Raw genomic sequence first — 23,974 nt, 5'->3', positions numbered from 1 at the left:
CCGCCGTACGTAACGTCCGTCCAGGTTCAGAGCACGACGGTCGGAGTCACCACCGTACGGCGATGTTCCCCGGAGCCGAGGTGCACGAGGATCTGCGTGGTCCCGCTGGGCACGTTGGCCAGCACGAACCGGCCACCTTCGTCGGTGTGCGCGGAGTAGATACCGTGGTCGGCCACCCGGACCTCCACCTCGTACTCCCCCGCGGGCGCGATCCAGCCGTCGATCCGGTGGATGCGCCCGACCTTGGCGAGGTTGATCATCACGGTGAGGTCGCTGACCGTGAAGGTGATCGTCCCGGTGGCGGTGCTGCGCACGCCGGCCAGCTCGTTGGACCGTTCCCAGCGGGCGACCTCGACGTCGAGGTTCTCCAGCTCAAGCGCGAACTGGACCCGCTGCACCAGATCATCCGGTGGTGGGTCCAGTTCGTCGAGGTAGCGGTCGAGGTCACCCAGCAAGGTCTCGTCATCGGGCAATGCGCTGCCACCACCCGGCCTGCCGATGTCGTTCACCGGCCACCTCCTTCTCCAGCGAGGAGATCGCGCATCGAATCGAGGCAACGACCTCTGGTCGGTCCGACACTGCCTCTCGGCATGCCCATCGCCTCGGCGACCGCCTGGTACTCGGCCCGCCCGGCGAGCACGGTCAACCGGAGCAGCTCCTGACACCTCGCGGGTAACCGGAGGAACGCCCGCCACACCCGCCGGTCCCGATCGGCCCGGACGGCCTCGTCCTCGGGTGCGGGGTGACTGCTCTGGAGCGTGGCCGCGACGTCGTCGCTCAGCGGCAACGGCTGCGTCCGCCGCCCGAACGGCCGGGTGGCCTCCCGGCGCGTGGTCGTGATCAGCCAGGCGGCCAGCGCCCGCGGATCGCGGAGTTTGTCCAGCTGGGTGAACAGCGCCAGCCACACGGTCTGCACCACATCCTCGGCGACCTGGCGGTCCAGCCCGTTCGCGCGCGCGACGTGCCAGACGAGGGGGGTCAGCTCGTCCACGAGCTTCGCCATACCTCGCCGGTCACCGCCCCGGGCCGCCTCCATACAGGCGGCGTGCAGATCGGCGCCGGTCAAGCCTTCCCATGGCGGGTCTACCTCTGTGGTACGCACGTCGGTCACCGTAGCTGCCTCACTCCGAAGGTGGGATGTCCTGAGCAACAGTGTCGTAGGTCTGGTCAAGCACATAAAGGTCATGAGATCTCGCGGGGAGGTCGTAGGTAGTAAGGCCCTTGCTTCTCAAGTGCACCGAGAGCCCCGCTGGATACCTCGATCCGGAGTTTTTTCCCGGATTTTTTGTGCGGGGGCTTCGTGGTGCTCCGGCGCTGGTCAGAGCCGGCGCCCCGAGGTACGCGCCGCTGCTGGCCACGCAGCCACAGACCTGCGCGGACGCGAGCCGCGGGCACGACTCGCGATGACACGACACGTGCCGGAACCTGGACAACGACGGCTCTCGAACAGGCCTGTCGAGGCCCGGCCCTGAACGGCGACGACCAGACCAAGTTCGATCGCCGCCGCCCCAGGCTCCCCAGGTGAGTACAGCCCCCAGCCATACCCGGTCCCCGCCCGACAGCCCCCAGCTACATCGGGTCCTCCAGCCGGGCGGGCACCCTGACCCGCGCGGTTCACCGCGAGCCCCCAGCTCACGGCCTTCTTCCGGCGACCAGCCGGGCCCCGGCGACACGATCCAGCCCCCTACCTCTGGATCGTGCCGAACGGGACACCGGCCGATGGGTCGCGCCGGGCCGCTGAACCACACCACGCACGAGCCAGGCGGCTCGCGCGCCTCGGCAACCGGACTGTGTGCCCGGACCACCGATCGTCGGAGTACACCGGTCGGTACGAGCGGCTGCCCGCACCGACCGATGTTCCCCTCCCCCATCGGGACCTGCTCCCCTTGCAGGCCCGCCGGGCGGTTTCCTCCCCGAAACCGCCCGGCCGCGGCATCCGGCAGCCCCCTCGGCTACCGGGCACCGCTCGTCAAGCTCAGTTGGCCGCGACCGGGTCGTCGTACGGCTCGTGGTTGTCAGGGTGGACTTCGCGTCCTTGCACGAACGGTGGTTCGTCCGGAGTAGAAGCCGGGGCCGGGGCCGGGGTTTCGGGAACGGCCGGGACCTTCGGGTCGGTTTTCTCCTGCTCTTCGATCGACATGTAGTGCCTCCCTTGCTCCATCAGGTCGCCCTATATGACGCAACAAGAGTGCACTGGGATACACAGAGCGCAGAACTTTTTTTGTCATTTTCGAATCCGCCGGGTCAAATGGACAGCCAGCTTCCCCCAAATGCCGACGGAAAGTAACTGGCTGTGAGCCCTCCGCAAGCACCGCGGCCCATTCCCGATAACCGGGCGGACCGGGGTGAAACCGATCGCCGGCGAACAGCCCGGGATGCAGGAGCCCCACCGGGAACGGAATGTGTGTCACTCTGGGTAATCGAGCCAGCTCGCGCGCCGCCCGGTCGAGCGCGTTCGAGCGACCACCCAGCACGTCCCGCAACGGCCTCGGCAACGCGGGGAATCTTCCCAAACGGCGCAGCCCCCGCCAGCATGACCGGACCCGCACCGATGCGCCGCCGCGCGTCGACGACGATGCCGAGCAGATCCCGGCGGAATCGCCCGGCCGAACGCAGCGCCAAGGAGTCGTTCACGCCCAGCACAACGACCAGCAGATCGGCAGGCCACAGCCGGGGAACCAGCTCGCGCCGCACCTCCCGCGCGGTCGCCCCGCGCCGGCGGACCGCCTGCCATCGCACTTCCCGCCCGCCCTCGGCGAGCACGTCCGCGAGCCGCCCGGTGAGCGCCTGGGCATGAGTGGCCGCACCGGCCCCGCCCACGGTGGATTCGCCGAGAACCGCGATTCGCAAGGGAACGCCCGCGCCGGCGCCGGGCAACCGCGGGGTCGCCCGGCGAAGCCGGACCGCCCGCACCGCGAGGACCGGCGCCAGCATGAGGAGGAAAAACAGCCGGAGAAGTGCCATGCGACCGACACTAACCACCAGCACCGACAGAATCGGCGCACCGCACGAAGTTGTCCACAGGCCCGCGCAGTTGTGGACAACTGAGGCTCCGCAGCACCCAGGGCGGTACCCCAGCGAAACCTCCCGCCATCACCCGCCCAGACCCCGCCGAGAGTGCCGATCTCAGACAAAAGACCTGATGAGAGCCGGTTCCGACGTGGTCCTCGACAGGCAACGTCGCCGCGCGTGTGTCACCAACTGCAGACACCGTGGGGCCAACCAGCCGCAACGGCACTCGGTGCCGGAGCCTGTGGACAAGAGCCCCCAGGCATGCCCCACCAGCCCGGACAACCAGGTCGGGCGCCTATCCAGCACGACAGGTGCGTCAGCGAGCCGACCGGCACCGAGTGTCAACGGAACTGAGCGGAGCGAGCCCCCGGAGGACCGAAGTGTCGGCAACCGACGACAGCTGCCCTCCGCGAATGCGGCGAACCTCGTAGCGACCGGCGTCAATACCCCGCATCTGTCACCATCTGTGAACACCGGCCAGCATTGAGATCAACCGGCATTGATCAATAATGCGCCCTGCGCGGATCAAACGTCTGCGGACAGGAACCGACAAGAATCCCACGCCGGGCACGAGAAGCAAACCGATAAAGCCCCGCCCAGGCCCGCCACGACGGGGCACGGCAGCAGCACATACGGAATACAGCGCCTTTGACCGAAGACCCAAGATGCAAATGGTTGTCAATAACAGCGACAACCGGTTCGCTCGAATACCAGCGAGCGACCGCAGGCTGCCCCGAATACCCGCCACGGCACCTACCGCACAGGCCGATCCGCGCCACCAGCCGAGAACACGAGCCCGGCAGGCCACCACCGCGACGCTCACCAAGAGCCCTACCGTCAGATCAAGCCGAGCACGGCCCTAGGACGGACGGCTGTCCCGATACTCAAGCCAGCGCTTGAAGAGATCGTCGACCTCTTTCAGCACGAAGGCCAGGAAGTCGCGCATATCAGCGACCCGTTTCCCCGCCGGGGAGTCCGCACCGAGCGCTTCGATGCCTTCCTCGGTCGCTTCGTGCCACAGCGTCAGCATGCGGTCGCGCTTGAGGAACGTGGCGTACCAGAGGTCGTCGTACAGGCGATAGTGGTCGCGGCGCTCGCCTGGCTCACGGACCTTCGTCACCATGCCGACCTGTTCCAGATACCGGACCGCGCCGGAGATCGCGGCCGGGCTCACGGCCAGCTGCTCGGCCAGCTCACCCGCGGTCAGCTGGGCCTCGTCGGTCGTCATCAGCGCCGCGAACACCCGCGCGGCCATCCGTTGCATGCCGACCTGAGTCAGGACCAGGGCGAGGCTTTCAACGTAGCGGCGGACGGCCTCGTCGTCGCGTTCGGTCGTCATCAGCCCATCCTTTCCTACCCCCGACCGAAGTCCACTCTATCAAGACATTTTCTTAGCTTCACAAGTTTGTGAAGCGAGCGTACCTTCCTGACCATGGGAAACGTCATTTCGGTCACCGGCCTGCGCAAGGCGTTCGGCCGGGTGCAGGCCCTCGATGGCCTCGATCTTCAGGTTCCGGCCGGGGAAGTCCACGGGTTCCTCGGCCCGAACGGCGCCGGCAAGTCGACCACCGTCCGGGTCCTGCTCGGGCTGCTGCGGGCCGATGCCGGCGAGGTCCGCCTGCTCGGCGGCGATCCGTGGCGGGACGCGGCGAGCCTGCACCACCGCCTGGCCTACGTGCCCGGCGACGTCACACTGTGGCCCACCCTGTCCGGCGGCGAGGTGATCGACCTGCTCGGCAGGCTCCGCGGCGGGCTGGACCAGCGCCGGCGGGCGGAGCTGATCGAACGGTTCGACCTCGACCCCCGGAAGAAGGGCCGCACCTATTCCAAGGGCAACCGGCAGAAGGTCGCCATCGTGGCCGCCCTCGCGTCCACTGTGGACCTGCTGCTGCTCGACGAGCCCACCTCCGGCCTCGATCCGCTGATGGAGGCCACCTTCCAGGAGGTCATCCAGGAGGAACGCGCCCAGGGCCGCACGGTGCTGCTGTCCAGCCACATCCTCGCCGAGGTCGAGGCGCTGTGCGACAAGGTGAGCATCATACGCAACGGCCGCACGGTCGAATCGGGCACGCTCGCGCAGCTGCGCCATCTCACACGCACCTCGATCACCGCGGAGCTGGCCGGGCCGCCGAACGGGCTCGCCGGCCTCGCCGACGTGCACGACCTGCGGGTGACCGGCAACCGTGTCCGCTTCGACGTGGAAACCCGTGCCCTGGACAAGGCGCTGGACCAGCTGACCCGGATCGGCGTGCGCAGCCTGGAAAGCCGTCCCCCGACGCTGGAGGAACTCTTCCTGCGGCACTACTCCGACGAACTCGGCGCGGCGCGATGAACGGCACCGGCACGCTGCTGCGGCTGGCGCTCCGCCGCGACCGGCTGGTGCTGGCGATCTGGATCGTGCTGCTCAGCATCGTCCCGGCCGCCACCGTCGGCAGCTACGACCAGTTCTACCCGACCGCGGCCAGCCGGGCCGGGCTCGCCGCGGGTGCGGCCGCGAACCCGTCGTTCGCCCTGCTCTACGGGCCCGCGTTCGACCTGACCACGGCGGGCGGGTTCATCGCCTGGCGGATGGGCGGGCTCCTGGCCCTGCTGACCGGCCTGATGGCGGTCTTCACGCTCACCCGGCACACCCGCGCCGAGGAGGATTCCGGACGGGCCGAACTGCTGGCGTCCGCGGTGGTCGGCCGGTACGCGCTGCTGACCTCCGCGGTCCTGGTGACCGGCGGGGCGAGCGTGCTGATCGGCTTGCTCCAGGCAGGCACCATGATCGCGGCGAAACTGCCCGTCGCGGGTTCGTTCGCGCTGGGCGCGAGCACCGCGCTGAGCGGCCTGGTCTTCACCGCCGTGGCCGCCGTCGCGGTCCAGCTCGCCGAGTATTCCCGCACTGCCAACGGAATCGGCACCGCGGTCGTCGGCGTCGCGTTCCTGCTGCGCGGGGCCGGCGACTCGGCCACCAACGCGCATTGGCTGTCGTGGCTCTCGCCGCTCGGCTGGGCGCAACAGGTCCGCCCGTTCGCCGGGGAACGCTGGTGGGTGCTCGCTCTGCCGCTGGCGACAGCGCTCGTGCTCGGTGCCGTGGGCTACGCCTTGCTGCCACGCCGGGACGTCGGCGTCGGGCTGGTCCCGCCCCGGCTCGGCCGTCCCGAGGCCGCCGATTCGCTGCGTTCGCCGTTCGCACTCTCCTGGCGGCTGCAACGGGGACCGCTGTTCGGCTGGCTGGTCGGGCTCGCGGTCGGTGGAGCGCTGTTCGGCTCCATCGCGAGCGGGATTTCCGGGCTGGTCGGCGGAACCGAGCAGACCAGGCAGATCTTCGAACGGCTCGGGGGCACGAACGGACTCGTCGACGCCTTCCTCGCCACGATGGTGAGCCTGTTCGCGATGCTCGCCTCGCTCTACGGCGTGCAGGCGATCCTGCGGATGCGGGCCGAGGAAACGTCCATGCGGCTCGAACCCCTGCTCGCCACCCGGGTCGGCAGGCTGCGCTGGGCGGCGAGCCATCTGGTCTTCGCCTTCCTCGGCACGGCGTTGCTGGTCCTCGTCGGCGGGTTGCTGCTGGGCGTCGCGAACGGCCTGCGCTCCGGGGACGTCGGCCGCTCGGTCGGCGATCTGATCACCGGCGTGCTGGTGCAGGTGCCGGCGGCCTGGGTGGTGGTCGCGGTGTCCGCGCTGCTGTTCGGGCTGCTCCCGCGGGCGGCCGGCGCGGCCTGGGGCGTGGCGGCGCTGGCGCTGCTGATCAGCCTGTTCGGCCCGGTCGTGAACGCTCCACAGGCCGTGCTGGACGTGTCGCCGTTCCAGCATCCGCCGAAGCTGCCCGGTCAGGTGTTCACCGGACTGCCGCTGATCCTGCTGCTGGCGGTGGCCGTGCTCGCGCTCGGTGCGGGCATGGCCGGGTGGCGTCGCCGAGACGTCGGCTGACAGGTCAGCGCGCGTCCTGACGGAAACCGGTCGGACACAACGACGTCGACGACGCGGGCGGCGGCGACGGGGGGTCCGAGACGGTCACCGTGGTGGTGCGGGTCTCGGCCGGGGGCTGGCTGGTGACGGTGATCGGCGGCGGCGCCTGGGCCGTCGTGGTCACCGTGACCGGCTTCGCCGGCGAGGATGTGCTGCTCGGCAGGAACGGCACCGAGGTGACCCGGGGACCGTTCCCGGCCACCAGCACGGCCGCGAGCAGCAGCCCGGCGGCCAATCCGGCCAGCCCCGTAATCATCACGAATCCCCAGGTGGGAGCCGTATTCGACATCCCAGCACCTCCTCGCGCACCGCGGTTCGGTTACGAGGACCAGGTCGAATCGATCATAAGCTTCGTTACCGAACGTGCAACTTGAGTCGTGCGGAATCAAGTTAGGTCACAGTGCTCGCCTGAGCTGCGCGGACTGTTCGTGGCTAAGGCCGCAAGCCGTCCAGTACGACGCGCACCAGGTGCGGCCTGCCCGGCGCGTACCGCTCGACCGCGAGCGCACCGACCATCAGCGCACGCAGGTCGTCACAGGTGACATCGGCGCGTACGAGGCCCGCTTTGTGCGCGCGCTCGAACAGGATGCCGAAGTTCTTCCGGAACTGATCACCGGCCTCGTCCTCGTACGCGGGGCCGCTTGCCCCACCGAGCGCTTCGCAGATGGCGCGGTTACGCGACGCCTGCTCGATCACGCGCAAGAAGTAGCCGAAGAAGACTTCGCCGGGCGCTTCGGAGTCGATCAGCTCCTGCGCCTCCTCCGCGTACTGTTCCAGCCGCTCCACGACGACCGCTCGAAAGAGCGCTTCCTTACTGGGAAAATGGCGATACACGGTGCCTGCCCCGACACCGGCCAGCCGGGCGATGTCGTCGAGCGGCACGGCGACCCCGTCGACGGCGAACGCTTCCTCGGCGGCCGCCAGGACGCGAGCCCGGTTCCGGCGCGCGTCCGCACGCAACACTCGCTCGGACATCGGCGACCTCCTTTCCGCACCGGCAAAACACCCCACTCCGCGGCAGCCGGAGCGGGTGCACTCATTCTCACCCGGAGAGCACCGTCCGGGGACCTTTCAGAGCGCGGACCAGATCTCCGTCAGCCGGTGAATCGCGTCCATTTTGGACAGACCGCGCACCTCGATCTCGGATACGCCGTTGGCCAGCAGCTGGCTGACCACCGCCGCCGGGATCGCGGCCTCGTCCGGCACCACCGCGCCGCGAGCCGGACGGGCCTTGTCCCGGACGCAGGCCCAGAAGACCGGCTCGGTCACCTCCAGCTGGTCGCGCAGCACGTGCGACCAGAGACTCTTCCCGTAGACCTGGCGATTCGGCGGATGCGAGATCCTGGTGCGCAGGATGCGGCCGTCCGGCAAGGGCAGCTCGTAGGTGCAGTGATGACCGGTCCGGCGGCGAGCGTTGCGGACTTCCGTCCACTCCTCGATCAGGCAGAACGCCTGGTGATTCTTGCGGGTGGGCTCGGGGAATCTGCCGCTCACGCCTGGAGCCAGTCCTTCAGCTGCGCGTCGGTGGACAGGTCGATGATCTGCACCAGACCCCAGTTGTCCCGGTGGTTGGGCGCATGCCGGAGGTGATCGGCCCAGTCCGCGGCGTACTCGCGCAGCGCGATGACCGTCTCGTCGAGCGCTTCGTCGAAGGTGGCGCCGTCCGCGGCGATGGGCAGCCCTGGCAGCAGCACGCTCCAGCCGCCGGCCTCAGCGACCACCTGCGCCTTCGAGGGCCGCATCGCGGTCAGGAAGTAGCGCAGCCGCTCGGCATCGACCATCACGGCCCGCAGCTGCTCCCGCTGCACCGTCTTCGGAATACCTGCCTCCGCGGCGTCGAGCAGATCCTTGAAGTGCGTCCGCGCCTCCGCCATCGTCCCGTAATGCGCGTCAACCGGCATTGCTGCTCCCTTCCGGGTTCCCAATGTACATCATGTACATGGCTGTGTCACTGTGTTGCCGTCTGCGCCGGGGAAGGGGCGAACAGGTGGCCTGCCGTGTCCAGCAGCCAGTTCCACACGCCGGGCACCAGCAGCACTCCCAGCACCACGAACAGCGGGAAGACCAGGCGGGTCTCCACCTTCTTGCCGGTGCGCAGCCGCAGTGGCCTGGGCGGGCGGATCTCGTACCAGGTCTCGCCCGCGATCGGCAGGGGGAACAGGAACGGGCAGCCCGACTCGGTGAGCGAGTCGCCGAGGCAGTGCACGAAGCAGCCCGCGGCCACCGCCACGCCCAGCCAGCCCGAGATGTCCCCCAGCTGGGCCACCCGGTCGTCCGGTGCGGTGAAGTACCACCAGACGACCGCGCCGCCGTAGATCGGCAGGAGCCAGTCGCCGAGGGCGGCGACGGCGAGCAGCAGTCCCAGCAGCAGCACCGCGAGCACCACCCATGGGCCGCCCGCCGAACAGCCCGCGGAGGTGGCTGCGCCGAGTACACCGGCGAAAAGCACGGTGTGCGACAGGTGCCGGTGCGTACCGGTCACCTTCTCGTCGCGAGGGCCTTTGGTCAGCGCGTAAACCGCCGCCGAGAGCCGACGCAGCAGCCAGGACAGCGCGCCGGTCACCCTGCCCAGCAGCCGGGACGCGCTGGCCCCGGGGTGATCGAGGTCGGGCAGCAGGGCGAACCCGGCCGTGGTGGCCGCGAAGACCACCGTCTGGTGCACTGCCCCGACACCGGCCGCGGGCGCCAATGCGAGCCCCGCGCACCAGCCGGTCAGGGCGTGCGTGCGCCCCATCATCGTGGTCGTCCCCCAGGTCGCGTGCGGATTTTCGCCGGGCGCGACCTTACCGGGGGATCAGGGCCGCGGGTCGTCGGCCACGCTCAGGTGCTCGGCCACGCCGGTGAGCTCGATCACCCGGCTCACCGCGGGGCTGGGCACCACCGCGAGCTCGACGTCCCGCTCGCCGGCCTGGCGCTGGGCGTGCAGCACGACGTTCAGCGCCGAGGAGTCGAAGAAGGTCACCCCGGTCAGGTCGGCCACCACGCGGCGGGAGTTCTCGTCCGCGATCAGCCCGGCGAGCGCTTCCTGCAGCTGCGGGCTGGTGAGCAGGTCGAGCTCACCGGTGACCACCACCCTCGGCTCGGCGGCCGCGGTGTCCAGCGTGATGCCGAATCCGGGCGGGGTGGCGTTCTGGTCGGCTGCGGGCATGCAGTTTCTCCTCGTCAGGCGCTGCTCCTGCGCCGGAGCGCCTGTGGTCTCGAGTGGCAACCGTGTCACGGCTGCAAAGGCATCCGGAAACCCAACCCTAACCCAGTGGGTGACTGCCACTGCGACGGCACGGCCTCCCGCCGGTCGTCCACACCGGGATGACCCACACACGACGAACCCCGCGTACGGCTTCGTACGCGGGGGAAAGCTGCCGGTACTCAGGCGGAGATCGCCTTGCGCTTGGCCGCCCGGCGCGCTCGCATGAACAGCTCACGCCGTTCGATCTCGCCGAGGCCACCCCAGATGCCGTACGGCTCCTCCACCGCCATCGCGTGCCGGCGGCATTGCGCCAGCACAGGGCAGGTCTGGCAGATCGCCTTGGCCCGCGACTCGCGGCGCTCGCGGGCCGAGCCGCGTTCGTTGTCGGTGTGGAAGAACAGGCTGCTGTCCGCGCCGCGGCAGCTCCCGCGCAGCTGCCACTCCCATTCTTCGGCGACCACATTGGGCAACCGGCTCACGTCAGCCATCTCGTCCCCACCTTCCCCTGGACCGGGCACTCCGTTCGCTACATGCCCGCCGGTCGCAGCGATCAAACGCGGGTTTGGTTTGCTCACACCCCGGGCATCTGCAGACCGGGCACCACAGAACACGGCGCGGCCCGCCGGAGAGAGGACAGTACGTGGAGGAGAACGCCCCGCTCGAGCGCGCGGACGCCCAGCTCATCGAGGTGCGGACGGCGGCGATCCCGCACGTGGTGCCGACGCTGCGCACGATCGTGGCCGACATCGCCATGCGGCAGGATTTCGACCTGGACGCGGTCGAGGACCTCCGGATGGCCGTGGACGAGGCCTGCTCCATGCTGCTGCCCGCCGCCGCGGACGGGAAGCTCACCTGCGTCTTCTCCTGGATCGAGGGACGGGTCGAGGTCACCGTGTCGGTGACCACCGACGAACCGGACCACGGCGAGGACACCGGGCTGTCCTGGCAGCTGCTCACCGCACTGGCCACCTCGGCCCGGCGCACGGTGACCCCGGCGGGTGAGCGGTATCTGTCCCGGGTGCAGCTGGTCCGGGAGAGCGAGACGGCCCGCTCGTGACCGACCCCGGCGGCGGCGGCGAGCCCACCGACGTGGCGGCCCTGTTCCACGAGCTGAGCACCCTGCCCGCCACGGCTGCGCGCCACGAGGAGATCCGCGACCGGCTGGTCCGCGAGCACCTCGAACTCGCCCGCAACCTGGCGCGCAAGTTCCGCAACCGGGACGAGGCGATGGAAGATCTGGTGCAGATCGCCACGGTCGGCCTGATCCACGCGGTGGACCGGTACGACCCGGGCCAGGGCAGTGACTTCCTCGCCTTCGCGGTACCCACGATCTCCGGCGAGCTGCGCCACCACTTCCGGGACAACAGCTGGTCGGTCCGCGTGCCGCGGCGGCTCAAGGAGCTGAACGCGACGATCTCGGCGGCGCGCGAGGAGCTCACCGTCCGGCTGTCGCGCGCGCCCCGGCCGAGCGAGATCGCCCAGCACCTCGACGTGCCGGTCGAGGATGTCTACGAAGGACTGCGGGCCGGCCAGGGCCGTTACGGCGCTTCGCTGGACAACCTGCTGGAGAACTCCGCGCACACCCGGTTCGGCGCGCCGGACGCGAACCTCGGGCAGGCGGAGCTGCGCGAGGCGCTGCGGCCGATGCTGGACAGCCTGCCCGAGCGGGAGCGGAAGATCGTCGCGCTGCGGTTCGGCTCCGGGATGAGCCAGTCGGACATCGCGCGCCGCGTCGGGGTCTCCCAGATGCAGGTGTCCCGGTTGCTGGCCGCGACCTTGGCGAAGCTGCGTACCGGGCTGTCCGAGACCGACCTCACCGAGGGCACTTGATTCGGCCGGGTCGCGGTTGGGTAAACACCACAGAGCAAGTGACCGAAGAGGCTTGGGAGGTGGATGCCATGACGACGTCGCGGATGCCGTCGAGGCGCGCCACGGTACCGGCTCCGGATCCGCTGCGGGTGGTCCTCCCGGCCGACGTTACCGCTCCCGCGGTCGCGCGGCGGCGCATCCAGGCCGCGCTGGCCTCGATCGACCTGCCCGGGACCCTGCGGGACGACGTGCTGCTGGCGACCTCCGAACTGGTCACCAACGCCGTCGAGCACGGCGAACGGCCGGAGCGGCTGGAGCTGATGCTGACCACCGAGGAGCTGGTGGTGTCGGTGTTCGACCGCGGGGCGAAGATCCCGGAGCTGCAAGCGCCCTCTTCCCCGGCGGCTGCGCGCAGCCGAGGGCTGCAGCTGGTGCACGCGCTGTCCATACGGTGGGGTTACAACCCGGCTGAGGGCGGCAAGTGCGTCTGGGCCGCCTTCGCGCTCTGACGCGGTCTGTAGCGGTTCCAGGATCGGGCGCCATCACATCTGTGACCTGCGCCGTTGATCGCCCGCTTCCCGGTGTCGTACTGTCACCAGGCGACTACGGGAGGGGCGCAGATGGGGTTCCGAACTGTGCCGGACACGCTACGTGCAGCCGGTAAAGCTGCTGGTGAGGCATCGAGTGCGCTACGGGGTGGCGCGGAATGCGCGGGGCCGGTCGGGGGTGTTGCGGCGGCCTTGCCCGGCGGGAAGACCGCTGGGGCGGCATCGACGTTCAGTAGCTCATGGGTGCGCACGTTCACCGAATGGTGCACCGAGGCCAACCAGCATGCCGCTGACCTGGGGAAAGCCGCCGACAGCTATCGAGCTGGTGACCATTTTGCCGCGAACAGCGCCGCCGATGCCGGACGTCTGCGGGGGCCTCTCTGATGGTCAGCTTGTCCGATGTCAAGCGCTGGAATGCCGGTCAGCTTGACCAGATCTTCCAGACCGTGCAGCAACGGCTTCAGGTCCTCACCCATTCCGGGGACGACTTCGGGAAGGTGATTCCCATCGAAGGCTGGGAAGGCCCGGCCGCCGACACGGCGGGATCCGCGCACAAGAGCCTCATGTCCCGGCTCGACAAGCTGGCTGCGGGTGCGAGCATCGTGCACAAGGCGATCGGACAGGCCGCCGATGCCATCACCGGCGTGCAGCACGCCATCACCAACGCCGAAGAGCTGGCCGGCAGGTACGGCTACCAGATCGCGGACAACGGAGCCGTCACCGACCGCTACCCCGACTGCAAGGCACCCCCGGAACTGAACCCCGATGACCGGGCGCGCGCACGTACCGAGGTTGCCGACGCGTTAGCACAGGCACTGCGCACCGCTGACGACATCGACAATGATCTTGCCTCGATACTCGGCCGTGCCGAACGTGGCGAGTTCGACACCGGCAACGAAACCTCCGTCTCCGCGGCTGCTGCTGACGGCACCAAGGACCCAGGACTGACGTTGCTGGAACCCCCCAATAACGGCAACCCAACCCAAAACGCAGGCTGGTGGAACTCCCTTTCACCGGCAGGGCAAGCCATCCTTCTCCGCGACCACCCCGATTGGCTCGGCAACCTTGACGGGCTGCCTGGATCAGTGCGTTCGCAAGCCAACATCGCCCGGCTTCCGGCTGAACGCGCCGACATTCAGCGCCAGCTCACCGAGGCGCAATCCTTCGTCGATCAGGTCCCTCGGCGCCTCTCACGATGTCCAGAATCAGCCGCTGCACCTGACCGCGCTCGGGCACTCCTACGGAAGCCTGACCACCGGCATCGCTCTGCAACAGTCGACCCCGGTTCATGACGCAGTCGTCTTCGGGTCGCCCGGCCTCGGCATGCAGTCCCCGAGCGACCTCAAGGTGCCGCAGGGACACGTGTTCTCGGAGTGGTCGGACCAGGACCCGGTACCCCGGCTGGACATTGCCCACAACTTCGGCACCTCTCCCTACCAAGGGATCTCGGGTGGATCGGTTGCCGGAATCGAACAGCTGTCCACCGGTGACAAAACCGGGGCCGACGGGCAACCCTTGCATGCCACGCACCAGCACGGTCAGTACCTGGACAACAACTCCACAAGCCAATACAACATGGCTAGCGTGGTCGCGGGTCAGCCGCATCTCACTATCCGGCACGTGCAACCTTGGGAAGTGCCGTCGCCACCGCCGACGCCCGGACAGCCGATCCCGGCACCTCCAGGCCGTGAACCGCAACCGCCGCCACATCGATGAAGGCAAACCGTCACCTCATGAAACGCACTCTTGCCCTGACCGCTGTCGCATGTATCGCTTTGACAGCGAGCGCGTGCGGACCAGACGTACCCCCGGAGACCACCGTGGACCAAAAGACCGAGCAATTCCACAAGCTCATGAAACGGCCGGACATCGATCAGGCCATGGCAACGTATGATGAGATGTATGGAAAGCTGCGGTCCCAGCTGACAGCAACTGTACCGAGCCTGAAGTGGCGTCAGACTGACGATGTCTCCGGCTCCGGCTGCGGAAACAATTTTCCCGCCGTCAACGCCGACCTGCGCACATATGACGCCGTCGAGCGCGGACTCCCGAACTGGGTAGCCGAAGGTAAGATTCCCGATGAGCAATGGGAAGCTGCGCAAAAAGTGGCTGATACCCTGCTTCGGTTTTACGGATTCGACTCAGGACCGGTTGTCGTGAAGAACCAGCCATCGGATCACTACGTTACGTTTCACGCGCCGGACGGTTCGGAAGTCACGTTCGGCACCGCAGTCAACACCGGCCTGACGGTACGAATCGGTTGCCACTTGACTGCCGATGCGAAGAAGCGCGGAACTCCGGCGGCGCCGCCTACTTACTGAAGGTGGCTGCATCGCGCAACGCTGATCAAGCGCGCGAACACCGTCGCAAGCGAGCTGCCTTCGCTGTCAGCTGAAGCCATCACCGGGGTACGCGACACGTACGACGAGCTGATCCGGCCGCTCGTGCACAGCAAGTGGTGACCGCTACCCCTGCGACAGGTAGCTGACCAACCGCTCCGCCACCTCGTTCGGGCGGCTCAGCAGCGCGACGTGTGATCCGTCCAGCTCGTCGGCGACGATGCCCAACCGCTCGCGCGCAACGCGACGCTGCAGGTCGGCCGAGAAGAACCGGTCGTCTCGAAACAACAGCGCACGCGTTGGGACATCGGGCAGTGCAGCGCCCGGCCACGGCTCGGCGTACTCGGCGCTCGCCTGCTCCCTGCCGCGTCGGGCGCCCTCCTCGACCAGGTCGGCAGGTACGTCGTGCTGGAACTGCTCCACCGGGGAGAGCCCCTCCGGCGAGGAGAACCCGACGTTGCCCCACCAGTCGCGCGGTGGCTCGCCCGGCGCGGGCACCATGCCGGCCACGAACACCAGCAACCGCGCGCCGATCCGCTCGGCGACCAGCGGCGCGGTGAACCCGCCGTAGGAATGCCCGACGACCACGACGTCCTGCGCGGCGCCGAGCGCGGCCACGACGGTGTCCGTGAAATCGCGCAGGGTCGCTCGCGGATCTTCGATGGGCAGGTCCGGTGTCACGGCCTCGTGCCCCAGCTCGCGCAGCCGCGCGGCCACGAGGTGCCAGTCCCACCCGCTCCCGCCGCCGCCATGGATCAGTGCGAAAGTCGCCATGGCACCCGAGGTTAGCTCGGGCACCGCCGCAGCATGTCCGACAGCGCGGACTTCTCGCCGGTGGTGACGGTCAGCCCGTAGTAGTGCTTCACCGTGATCCAGTCCGTCGCATAGGTGCACCAGAACGACACCAGCGGCGGCTTCCACTCGTCGGGTGCCTTGTCGCTCTTCTGCCGGTTCACGCGGCCGGTCACGGCGAACAGCTGCGGGCGCGTCAGATCGTTGGCGAACTGCTCGCGCTTGTCCTGCGGCCAATCGCGGGCACCGCTCGCCCACGCCTGGCCGAGCGGAACCATGTGGTCGATGTCCAGGTCACCCGCCTTGGTCCAGGTCTCCCCGTCGTAGAGACTGTGCCAGGTGCCCGCGGTCGGGTTGCAGTCCTTGCCCGCCTTGACGTCCTCGCCGTCGCGCTGCAGCACCGTCTCGCGGGTGTCGCAGTTGTGCCCCTGGCTGTCCCAGTGCGGGAACTTCGCCCGCGAGTAGCCACTCATCGAGGTGCGCTCGGCGACTTTCAGCTCGGACAGCTGTTTCCCGGCGTCGCCGGACGGCGCGGGCTCGGCGTCCACCTGCCGGTTCGAGTACCACCAGAAGCCGCCGGCGGCGATGAGGAGAACGACGACGAGCGGCACGATCCGCCGAGCGGAGATGGTCCTGGGCACAACGCGGCAGTATGCCCGCCGCCATGGCCGCCGCCGCACCGGACACGCGGCCTTCCCGGACGTGGCCTCGGCCACCATCTGTTGCCGGTCAACGAAAAGCTTCGGCACGGAGGAGATCGGCAACAGCTGTCACGCCAGCGCGTCCAGCTGCGATTACGTGGTGGGGGACCCGGCCGAAGGGAGGTGGCCGATGACCGGTCGGCTGCGGAAGTGGCACGCGCGTGTCGACGGCTACCTACGACGGAAGGCGGCCGAAGGGGGCAACGTCGTGGCCATGGCCAGGGTCGCCGCCGCGCTCCGGGAACGCGGGGATGTCGCCGGGGCCGAGGGCTGGTATCGGCGGGCGGCCACGGGCGGCAACCCGGTCGCGATGACCGCGCTGGCCCGTCTGCTGACCGAACGCGGGGCCGACGACGAGGCCGCGCGCTGGTACCGGGAGGCGGCGCAGGCCGGTGACCCACAAGGAATGCTCGAACTGGGCCGGAGCTGCGAACGCCAGGGCCGGATCGCGGACGCCGAGCGCTGGTTCCGCGACGCGGCGGTGGGCGGCGCGCCGGGCGCGGCCGGGGCGCTCGGCCATCTGCTCGTCGAGCTAGGCCGCGGCAGCGAGGCGGAACGCTGGTGCCGGAGCGCGGCGCGGGACGGCGGCCCGGTCGCGATGCTCGACCTCGGCATGGTGCTGGCCGAACGCGACGAACACGCCGAGGCGCAGATGTGGTGGCGCGCCGCGCTGGATTCCGGCGAACTCGCCGCGACCTGCCTGCTCGGCAGACAGGCGGAGCGTGGCGGCCGGATTCGCGACGCCGAATCGTGGTACCGCCGCGGCGCCGAGGCCGGGTACGTCGAAGCGAAGGTCCGGCTGGGTCTCTTGCTGCACCGCCGTGGCCAGCTCGACTCGGCGGAAGCCTGGTACCTGGAGGCCGCCGAAGCGGGCGACCCGGCCGCGATGACCAACCTCGGCGTACTCGCCCGCGGCCGCGACGACGACGGCGAGGCCGCCGCGTGGTACCGCAAGGCCGCCGAGCGCGGCAGTGTCCCGGCGCTCACGAACCTCGGCCATCTCGCCGAGGCCCGCGAAGACTTCGCGCGCGCCGAACACTACTTCCGGCTGGCCGCGGAAACCGGTGACCAGCAAGGGATGTTGAGTCTCGCCCGGATGCTGCAGGCCCGCGGGGTGGTCGCGGAGGCGCAGGACTGGCGCCTGCGTGCGGAGGACCCCGGCTGAGCCCGATTTCGGGGCCTTCCCCTAGGCGGGTTTCCCTGATGTACCACCAAGTTCCGCCGGTTAATCTCGATCGGATGTTCCGACGCCTCCCGCTGGGCGGATTGGCCCTTGCCACCCTGCTTCTGGTGCCGTGGACGATCTATCTCGCCCGTTACGCCTCGCGCCGGGCACCATAGAGGAGTTCCGCGCCGCACTGGCCGACCCTGCCGTCGACGTACCCGCCGCGCTCTCCGCGAGGCCTGAGCGGGCGTCTTTCGAACTTTCTGAAACCGGCTACCGTCGACCTGTCGAAACCCACCCGCCCCGTTCGACGCAGTGGTGAAGCGGGGTCACGACCGTGGCCCCCGCGACCTGGAGGCGATGACGATGCGATTCATGGTGATGGTCAAGGCGACGGCCGACTCCGAAGCGGGTGCGCTGCCGAGCACCGAGATGCTGGAAGAGATGAGCCGGTACAACGAGCAGCTGGTCAAGGCCGGTGTCCTGCTCGCCGCCGACGGCCTGCACCCGAGCTCGAAGGGCGCGCGCGTCCGGTTCGAGGGCGGCGAGCGCACCGTCCTGGACGGCCCGTTCACCGAGACCAAGGAACTGGTGGCCGGCTTCTGGATCATGGAAGTGGGCTCGTGGGACGAGATCGTCGAATGGGTGAAGCGCTGCCCCAACCCGATGCCCGAGCAGACCGGTGAAATCGAAATCCGGCAGATCTTCGAGGTCGAGGATTTCGGTGACCTCGCGACCCCGGAGGTCCGCGCCATCGCCGACGGCGTAGGCGAGCTGCGCCGACCCGACCCCGCGTAGCCGCGCCGGTATCCGGAAAGGCTGTGAAGGGACCCTTCACGGACTCAGAGTCCGTGAAGGGTCCCTTCACAGACCTGCAACACGGTGTTGTGCCAGGGTTTCCGGACGGCACCGGTGATGTCCGACATGACGTGCTTGAGCTGGGTGTAGTCGTCGAGTGCGTAGGCGGACATGTCCTTTCCGTAGCCGGAGCCTTTCATTCCGCCGTGCGGCATCTCGGAGATGATCGGGATGTGGTCGTTGATCCAGACAGTGCCGGCCTTGATCAGCCGCGAAGCGTTCTGCGCGCGAAAGACGTCGCGGGTCCAAGCGGACGCGGCAAGGCCGAAACGGACGTCGTTGGCGAGGCGGATCGCTTCGGTGTCGTCGTCGAAGGGCAGCGCGGTCAGGACCGGGCCGAAGACTTCCTCCTGCACGATCTCGCTGCGCTGGTCGGCATCGGTGATCAGGGTGGGCGCGTAGTAGGCGCCTCGGGACAGTTCGCCTCCGGGCGCCCCGCCACCGACGACGATCCGCGCGCCGTCGTTCCGGGCACGTTCGACCATGGCTGCGACGCGGTCGCGCTGTCGCCACGACACCAGCGGGCCCAGGTCGGTGTCTTCGTCACCGGTGTCACCGAGGCGGACCTGGCTCATCAGGGCCGCCACACCGTCCACGAATTCGGTGAACAGTGACCGGTGAACGTACGCGCGCGTTGCCGCGGTGCAGTCCTGGCCGCTGTTGATCAGAGCGGCGGCAACGGCTCCTCGGATCGCGGCGGGCAGATCAGCGTCATCGAAGACCACGAACGGCGCCTTTCCGCCCAGTTCGAGGTGCAAGCGAGTGCCGTTGGCGGCGGCGAGGCCGGCGATGTGCCTGCCGACGGCGGTGGAACCGGTGAACGACATCATCGAGATCGATCGGCTGGTGACCAGCGCTTCGCCGGTGACCGCGCCGGGTCCGTTGACGACGTTCACGACGCCGTCCGGCACGCCGGCGCGGGAGCAGGCCTGGGCGAGCATCAGCGTGGTGATCGGCGTGATCTCGGACGGCTTCAAGACGATGGTGTTGCCGGCCGCGATCGCCGGCAGCACTTTCCAGACCGCCATTTGCAGCGGATAGTTCCACGGCGCGATCGAGCCGACCACCCCGATCGCCTCACGCCGGATCGACGAGGTGTGCTCCGGCGAGTACTCCGCGGAGGCGCTGCCTTCCAGCAGCCGGGCGGCACCGGCGAAGAAGGCGACGTTGTCCAGCGAACCGGGAACGTCGAACTGCCGGGACAGCCGGATCGGCTTGCCTGCCTGGGCGGTCTCGACCTCCGCGAGTTCGCCGGCAAAGGATTCAAGCTCGGCCGCCAGCTTCAGCAGGACCCCGGACCGCTCCCCCGGCGTTGCCGTGGACCATCCGGGGGAAGCCGCGGATGCCGCGGCGATGGCGGCTTCGACCTCGGCCGGGCTGTCCGCCGTGAACGTCCAGATCTCGTCGCCGGTCGCGGGATCCACCACCCGGCATTCCGGTCCGCGGCCATCGCCGGAACCGCCGTCGAGGTAGTGGGAACCGGCTGGCTTGAACGTCACGTAGTCGACCTCTCGGTGCACGCCCGCGCGTCGCCGGCGCGGAGAGGATGGTCTCCGCGCCGGCGACGTCCGGGCTACTTCGCTTTGATTTCGAGGATGTACGGAGTGTGGTCGGTCGAGTAGGTATTGAACGTCGGCCAGGTGAAGGCATCCGAGATGGCCAAGTGGTTGTCGCCGGCGTAAAGCGGCACCACGGGCACGTCGTCACCGACGATCTTCAACAGCTGCGAGTAGACGGAGAACCGCTGGGCGGGGTCCGCGGTGCTCGCGCCCTGTTTGATGAGGTCGTCCACCTTCGCGTTCTTGTAGTCGGAGAAGTTGTTCAGGCCGATCGCCGCCGAATCGCTGTGCAGGGCCAGCTGGGGCATCGCGCCCGGATCCGGGGTGCTGTTGTTGAAGAAGGTGTACTGGATGGGCACCGTGGTGTGCGGCTGGGACATGGTCTTGGTGAATTCGGCCACCGAGTCGACCTTGACCTTCAGCTTGATGCCGATCTTCGCCAGCTGGCCGGCGATCGCCTGGGAAGTGGTGACGAAGCTGCCGTAATTGTAGGTTTCGAGCGTCGCGTCGAAGCCCTGCGGATGCGCCGACTGCGCCAGTTCCTGCTTTGCCTTGTCGAGATCGGACTTGTACGACGGCAGGGAAGCGATCAGCGCGTCAACGTCCGATTTGGACGCGATCGACTGCAGCTGGGCCGGCGGGATGATCGTGTAGTCCGGCGCCGCGCCACCGCCGGCGACCTTGATGATCTCCTCGCGGTTGAGCGCGTAGGCGACGGCTCGGCGCACATGCACGTCGTTCCAGGGAGCGACCTGCACGTTCATGGTGAACATGCCCTGCTTGGTACCGGGCGCGGACACCAGCTTCGTGTCGGCAGAAGACTCGAACCCCCGCGCGTAGGCGGGGAAGGCGACGTCGACCTGTCCCGCGCGGAACGCCAGCGCCTCGCTGGTCTCGTCGGCGAACATCGTCAGGGAGACCGTGGGGATCGAGACCTTGCCGCCCCAATAGCCGGAGTTCGCGGTGAACTCGGCGCCGGTGGTGGGATCAAGGCTCTTCAGCACGTACGGTCCGGTGCCGACGACCCCCACGCCCGGCTTGCCGAAGTCTGCCGGGTGCTCCTGCTGGTGCTTCTTCTGGAAGATGTAGCCCGCCGTCGCCGAGGTGTACTCCCAGCTGACATCGGGCGCCTTGAGCGTCACCGCCACGGTGTACTGGTCGCGCGCCTCAACGCTCTTGACCGCCGAGTACTTCGACGAGTCCGGGAACTTGGGGTTTCGGGCGTAGTCGAGTGAGTTGGCGACATCCGCCGACGTCATCTCGGTGCCGTCGGAGAACTTCACGCCGTGGCGCAGGTGATAGACGTAGGTCGCCGGATCGGGCCGGTCGACCGATTCCGCGAGATTCGGCTCGACCTTCCCCTGTGGACTGAGCTTCATCAGGAATTCGAGGACATACGAGTCCACCTGCAGCGCGAAACCACCCGCCGGGTCGACATTGGACAGGTCGGCGCCCACGATTCCGACCCGCAGGTGATCCGTCCCGCTGCCGGCGGCACCGCCCCCCGCGCAGGCGGATGCCAGCAGGGAAAAGGCAGCCGCCACCGCGACGAGGGGTGCCGCGCTCATCAAGCGAACTCTCATTGTTCCGCCTTCATTCTCCGGAAATCACCCGGTGAGTCTCTCATCCGCCCACGGTGTGTGGTAGTTCACTTTCCTTTGTCCACACACAAGGAAAAGCCGTTGCCCGCCCGGCGCGCCGCTCAGCCGCCGGACGCCAGCGCCCGCGCCACCCGCTGGGCGGCGCTGTCACCGGTCTTCGCCGCCGTCTCCATGCTGCCCAGCTCGGCGAAGTAGTCGCCGGCCAGGTGAACGTTGCGCGACTCGCCGAGCGGACCCTCCAGCGCCGGCTGCAATCTGTGCCGGCCCGGCCGCGCATAGACATTGCCCAGCTGCCAGCGATGCACCTTGGCCTCCGCGACGATACCGCGGGTCCCGGGGTAAAGCCGGTGCAGATCTGCGAGGAAGGTCTGCTTGATCTCTTCGTCCGGCCGCGCCATCAGCCGTGCCGCACCGTCGCCTCCGGCATACACCATGAGACTTCCCCCAGGTGCACGCTCGGCGGAGGTCCGGAGGATCTGCGCGTGGTTGGTGAACATGTCGAAAGATCGCCCCGGGGTGGCGAGCGCATAGACATCGTCCCACGGCTGCGCCGCCACTTCGTTCGTTCGCATCGCCATACTGAGGAACGGACCGTAGGTGATGGCGGAGAGCGACTCTGCGGCTACGCGGGAAATCGGGGCCACCAGCGGCGCCGCGATCGGGGCCGGCACCGCAACGATCACATGGCGTGCTTCGGCAATCTCCGACTGTCCGTCTATTGTGTACTCGACCTGCTGGATACCCTCGGCGCGCGGCGCGATGCGCCGGACCTCGGCGCCGAGGCGGACCCGGTCCCCGAGTTGCCTGCCCAGTGCCTCGGGCAGCACCGACGATCCCCCGACGAGATTGCGGGCGATCAGCGATCCGGCCCCGCCCCAGACGAGCGCGAAAAGCCCGATCCCGCTGCCGGCCGAAAGGCTGGCCGGCTCGGCCGTCGCGCGGTGCGCGGCGCAAGCGAAGATCGAAGCCGTCTCGGGCGAGAGGTCGCCGAGGAACTCCGAGAACGTCCGATCGTCCAAATAGGCCAGACTGCGCTGCCGCAGCTCGGCCTCCGACTCGCCCGGGCGCCGGGCCAGCACCTGGTGGTACCGCGCGACGGCACGCTTGAGGCGCACCCCGGCCCGCGCGAACGCGATCTTCTCCCGCACCGGCAACGGCAGCCGCAACGGGTAGGACTCGATCGGCCCGGACGACAGAATCCTTTCCTTGTAAGCGATTCCCATCATGCTTCCGGTGATGGGCAGCGTCTGGAGGCCGACGTCCTTGGCCATCGAATCGACAACCCCACCCGGCGCAGGGAAGAGATGCGCACCGAAGTTCAGCCAATAGTCGTCGCCGTCCTCACGCTGGGAGTAGAGCCGGCCGCCCAGCCGATCTCCGGACTCCAGCAGCAGGACGCGCTGCTTTCGCAACCGCCACGCGGCCGCCAGCCCGGCCAGGCCACCACCGATGACGACAACGTCGAACGGGTCGGACGCTCCGCCAACCTTGTCCGTCCTCATGCGATCGCCCGCGCCGCGTCAATGAGGCCCGCCGCGTCGAGCAGGCGGTGCAGTTGCTCGCGCGCCTCGGCGGAAATGGGCCGCAGCGGGGCCCTCGTCGGGCCGAGCGGCAGACCTGCCAGCTCACAGGCCGCCTTGACCGCGGCCGGATATCCGGCGTCCTCCAGCAAACGGCAGATAGGACGAATCTTCCGCCACATCCGGCGGCCCTGCTCAAGGTCGCGCCGCTCGTGGACCGTCTCGAAGAACTCGACCGCCAGCCGGGGCATGAAAGTGGCGGCGCCCCAGACACTTCCGGTGGCGCCACACGCGAGCCCCTGGAAGGTAAGCGAATCGGAGCCGTTGAACACCGTGAGGCTGCTTCCCTCGGTGTGCGCCAGCAGCTCGTCGACCAGCTGGGCGTCCCCGCTGGAATCCTTCAGGTAACGCACGGCGGGGACCGATCGCGTGAGTTCGTCGATCTGCCCGGCCGTGATCCGTCCGCCGGTGGCACTCGGGTAGTGATAGGCCATGATCGGCAATCCGGGCGCCGCGGCGGCGATTTCCGCGTAGTAGCCGACGATCTCCGCCCAGCTCAACGGATCGTAGAAGGGCGGCACCGCCATCACGGCGGCGGCACCGCGAGCGGCCGCGTGGCGCGTCAGCTCGGCCGCGTCGGCCGGGCGGAGCGCGCCGACATGCGGGATCAAGGCGACCCGGGACCGCGCTGCCTCGGCCACCGCTTCGACGACCTCCATGCGTTCGTCCATCGTCAATGCGGCGAATTCGCCGGTGCTCCCGCACGGAATGACACCGGCCACGCCGCCGCCGACCACGTAGTCCACCAAGAGTGCGATCGAGTCCCGGTCCACTGTGGAACCGTCGCCGCTCAACGGAGTGGCGAGCGCGGCCATAATCCCGCCAAGCTCATTCTTCCCGTGGTCCGGGGGGTGATTTTTCATTCTTCG

General features: G+C 68.8%; 28 protein-coding genes. 10 read left to right on the top strand and 18 right to left on the bottom strand.

Annotation, left to right across the window (positions count from 1 at the left end; genetic code table 11):
* Positions 1 to 26 precede the first annotated feature (26 nt).
* The 5 genes from D5S19_RS01755 to D5S19_RS01740 form a co-directional block, all read right to left on the bottom strand.
* Positions 27 to 509, bottom strand: coding sequence for a carboxypeptidase regulatory-like domain-containing protein (locus D5S19_RS01755; RefSeq protein WP_120021564.1), 483 nt, complete (start codon positions 507 to 509; stop codon positions 27 to 29).
* A complete protein-coding gene (locus D5S19_RS01750; RefSeq protein WP_120021563.1) occupies positions 506 to 1,111 on the bottom strand; it encodes an RNA polymerase sigma factor in 606 nt (201 codons plus the stop codon). Before D5S19_RS01750 ends, D5S19_RS01755 begins: the two co-directional genes overlap by 4 nt.
* Before the next feature lie 864 nt (positions 1,112 to 1,975).
* Positions 1,976 to 2,140: a hypothetical protein gene (locus D5S19_RS32270; protein ID WP_199730285.1), complete on the bottom strand. Its 165-nt coding sequence runs from the start codon at positions 2,138 to 2,140 to the stop codon at positions 1,976 to 1,978.
* Positions 2,141 to 2,244: 104 nt separating this feature from the next.
* A complete protein-coding gene (locus D5S19_RS01745; protein ID WP_325050204.1) occupies positions 2,245 to 2,964 on the bottom strand; it encodes an SGNH/GDSL hydrolase family protein in 720 nt (239 codons plus the stop codon).
* Between the two features lie 907 nt (positions 2,965 to 3,871).
* Complete coding sequence (locus D5S19_RS01740) at positions 3,872 to 4,351, bottom strand: GbsR/MarR family transcriptional regulator (protein ID WP_120021562.1); 480 nt, start codon at positions 4,349 to 4,351, stop codon at positions 3,872 to 3,874.
* 93 nt (positions 4,352 to 4,444) lie between these two features.
* Between D5S19_RS01740 and D5S19_RS01735 the strand changes: the two genes are divergently transcribed.
* Together D5S19_RS01735 and D5S19_RS01730 are read left to right on the top strand one after the other, a co-directional pair.
* A complete protein-coding gene (locus D5S19_RS01735; RefSeq protein ID WP_120021561.1) occupies positions 4,445 to 5,344 on the top strand; it encodes an ABC transporter ATP-binding protein in 900 nt (299 codons plus the stop codon).
* The gene (locus D5S19_RS01730) at positions 5,341 to 6,927 is read left to right on the top strand and encodes an ABC transporter permease (protein ID WP_120021560.1); all 1,587 of its coding nucleotides are present in this window, start codon (positions 5,341 to 5,343) and stop codon (positions 6,925 to 6,927) included. Before D5S19_RS01735 ends, D5S19_RS01730 begins: the two co-directional genes overlap by 4 nt.
* A gap of 4 nt (positions 6,928 to 6,931) precedes the next feature.
* On the opposite strand, the gene D5S19_RS01725 is transcribed toward D5S19_RS01730, so the two are convergent.
* From D5S19_RS01725 to D5S19_RS01695, 7 genes are all read right to left on the bottom strand, one after another.
* Positions 6,932 to 7,255, bottom strand: a complete 324-nt coding sequence (locus D5S19_RS01725) for a hypothetical protein (RefSeq protein ID WP_120021559.1) — start codon at positions 7,253 to 7,255, stop codon at positions 6,932 to 6,934.
* 143 nt (positions 7,256 to 7,398) lie between these two features.
* A complete protein-coding gene (locus tag D5S19_RS01720) occupies positions 7,399 to 7,941 on the bottom strand; it encodes a TetR/AcrR family transcriptional regulator (protein ID WP_120021558.1) in 543 nt (180 codons plus the stop codon).
* A gap of 96 nt (positions 7,942 to 8,037) precedes the next feature.
* Entirely contained in the window at positions 8,038 to 8,460 is a 423-nt protein-coding gene (locus D5S19_RS01715) for a cytotoxic translational repressor of toxin-antitoxin stability system (protein ID WP_120021557.1), read from the bottom strand.
* Positions 8,457 to 8,867, bottom strand: a complete 411-nt coding sequence (locus D5S19_RS01710; RefSeq protein ID WP_120021556.1) for a type II toxin-antitoxin system HicB family antitoxin — start codon at positions 8,865 to 8,867, stop codon at positions 8,457 to 8,459. The genes D5S19_RS01715 and D5S19_RS01710 overlap by 4 nt, the downstream gene beginning before the upstream one ends.
* A gap of 47 nt (positions 8,868 to 8,914) precedes the next feature.
* Positions 8,915 to 9,700, bottom strand: a complete 786-nt coding sequence (locus D5S19_RS01705) for a metal-dependent hydrolase (RefSeq protein WP_120021555.1) — start codon at positions 9,698 to 9,700, stop codon at positions 8,915 to 8,917.
* 60 nt (positions 9,701 to 9,760) lie between these two features.
* Entirely contained in the window at positions 9,761 to 10,114 is a 354-nt protein-coding gene (locus tag D5S19_RS01700) for an STAS domain-containing protein (RefSeq protein ID WP_120021554.1), read from the bottom strand.
* Between the two features lie 218 nt (positions 10,115 to 10,332).
* Positions 10,333 to 10,641 carry a WhiB family transcriptional regulator gene (locus tag D5S19_RS01695; protein WP_098512031.1) on the bottom strand — a complete coding sequence of 103 codons (309 nt, stop codon included), beginning with the start codon at positions 10,639 to 10,641 and terminating at the stop codon, positions 10,333 to 10,335.
* Between the two features lie 152 nt (positions 10,642 to 10,793).
* Here D5S19_RS01695 and D5S19_RS01690 point away from each other — a divergent pair, with 152 nt between their 5' ends.
* The 6 genes from D5S19_RS01690 to D5S19_RS01670 all read left to right on the top strand — a co-directional run bounded on the left by D5S19_RS01690 (position 10,794) and on the right by D5S19_RS01670 (position 14,831).
* Positions 10,794 to 11,210, top strand: coding sequence for an ATP-binding protein (locus D5S19_RS01690; protein WP_098512032.1), 417 nt, complete (start codon positions 10,794 to 10,796; stop codon positions 11,208 to 11,210).
* Positions 11,207 to 11,983 carry a SigB/SigF/SigG family RNA polymerase sigma factor gene (locus tag D5S19_RS01685; RefSeq protein ID WP_120021553.1) on the top strand — a complete coding sequence of 259 codons (777 nt, stop codon included), beginning with the start codon at positions 11,207 to 11,209 and terminating at the stop codon, positions 11,981 to 11,983. Before D5S19_RS01690 ends, D5S19_RS01685 begins: the two co-directional genes overlap by 4 nt.
* 68 nt (positions 11,984 to 12,051) lie before the next feature.
* The gene (locus D5S19_RS01680) at positions 12,052 to 12,471 is read left to right on the top strand and encodes an ATP-binding protein (protein WP_120021552.1); all 420 of its coding nucleotides are present in this window, start codon (positions 12,052 to 12,054) and stop codon (positions 12,469 to 12,471) included.
* Positions 12,472 to 12,902: 431 nt separating this feature from the next.
* Entirely contained in the window at positions 12,903 to 13,802 is a 900-nt protein-coding gene (locus D5S19_RS32745; RefSeq protein ID WP_233573662.1) for a hypothetical protein, read from the top strand.
* Complete coding sequence (locus D5S19_RS33990) at positions 13,723 to 14,226, top strand: alpha/beta hydrolase (protein ID WP_407641700.1); 504 nt, start codon at positions 13,723 to 13,725, stop codon at positions 14,224 to 14,226. Before D5S19_RS32745 ends, D5S19_RS33990 begins: the two co-directional genes overlap by 80 nt.
* A 104-nt stretch (positions 14,227 to 14,330) precedes the next feature.
* Positions 14,331 to 14,831, top strand: a complete 501-nt coding sequence (locus D5S19_RS01670) for an LppA family lipoprotein (protein WP_158605463.1) — start codon at positions 14,331 to 14,333, stop codon at positions 14,829 to 14,831.
* A 144-nt stretch (positions 14,832 to 14,975) separates the two neighbouring features.
* Here D5S19_RS01670 and D5S19_RS01660 read toward each other — a convergent pair whose 3' ends face one another.
* Together D5S19_RS01660 and D5S19_RS01655 are read right to left on the bottom strand one after the other, a co-directional pair.
* On the bottom strand, positions 14,976 to 15,623 hold the full coding sequence (locus tag D5S19_RS01660; RefSeq protein WP_120021549.1) for an alpha/beta fold hydrolase: 648 nt from the start codon (positions 15,621 to 15,623) through the stop codon (positions 14,976 to 14,978).
* 11 nt (positions 15,624 to 15,634) lie between these two features.
* Positions 15,635 to 16,228 (bottom strand): HNH endonuclease family protein, encoded by a 594-nt coding sequence (locus tag D5S19_RS01655; protein WP_407641699.1) that lies wholly within the window; start codon positions 16,226 to 16,228, stop codon positions 15,635 to 15,637.
* A gap of 244 nt (positions 16,229 to 16,472) precedes the next feature.
* Between D5S19_RS01655 and D5S19_RS01650 the strand changes: the two genes are divergently transcribed.
* Together D5S19_RS01650 and D5S19_RS01645 are read left to right on the top strand one after the other, a co-directional pair.
* Positions 16,473 to 17,507 (top strand): tetratricopeptide repeat protein, encoded by a 1,035-nt coding sequence (locus D5S19_RS01650; protein ID WP_120021548.1) that lies wholly within the window; start codon positions 16,473 to 16,475, stop codon positions 17,505 to 17,507.
* A gap of 366 nt (positions 17,508 to 17,873) precedes the next feature.
* Positions 17,874 to 18,305 (top strand): YciI family protein, encoded by a 432-nt coding sequence (locus D5S19_RS01645; protein ID WP_120021652.1) that lies wholly within the window; start codon positions 17,874 to 17,876, stop codon positions 18,303 to 18,305.
* A gap of 44 nt (positions 18,306 to 18,349) precedes the next feature.
* On the opposite strand, the gene D5S19_RS01640 is transcribed toward D5S19_RS01645, so the two are convergent.
* From D5S19_RS01640 to D5S19_RS01625, 4 genes are all read right to left on the bottom strand, one after another.
* The gene (locus D5S19_RS01640) at positions 18,350 to 19,864 is read right to left on the bottom strand and encodes a gamma-aminobutyraldehyde dehydrogenase (RefSeq protein WP_120021651.1); all 1,515 of its coding nucleotides are present in this window, start codon (positions 19,862 to 19,864) and stop codon (positions 18,350 to 18,352) included.
* Between the two features lie 74 nt (positions 19,865 to 19,938).
* Positions 19,939 to 21,492 carry an ABC transporter substrate-binding protein gene (locus tag D5S19_RS01635; RefSeq protein WP_158605462.1) on the bottom strand — a complete coding sequence of 518 codons (1,554 nt, stop codon included), beginning with the start codon at positions 21,490 to 21,492 and terminating at the stop codon, positions 19,939 to 19,941.
* 134 nt (positions 21,493 to 21,626) lie between these two features.
* Positions 21,627 to 23,027: a flavin monoamine oxidase family protein gene (locus tag D5S19_RS01630; protein ID WP_120021546.1), complete on the bottom strand. Its 1,401-nt coding sequence runs from the start codon at positions 23,025 to 23,027 to the stop codon at positions 21,627 to 21,629.
* A complete protein-coding gene (locus tag D5S19_RS01625) occupies positions 23,024 to 23,968 on the bottom strand; it encodes a dihydrodipicolinate synthase family protein (protein WP_120021545.1) in 945 nt (314 codons plus the stop codon). The genes D5S19_RS01630 and D5S19_RS01625 overlap by 4 nt, the downstream gene beginning before the upstream one ends.
* Between the last annotated feature and the right edge of the window lie 6 nt (positions 23,969 to 23,974).

The organism is Amycolatopsis panacis, assembly GCF_003600245.1.
GTDB classification, from domain to species: domain Bacteria; phylum Actinomycetota; class Actinomycetes; order Mycobacteriales; family Pseudonocardiaceae; genus Amycolatopsis; species Amycolatopsis sulphurea.
Note: the sequence above shows the minus strand (reverse complement) of the source record. Positions and strands in the feature narration are given on the sequence as shown.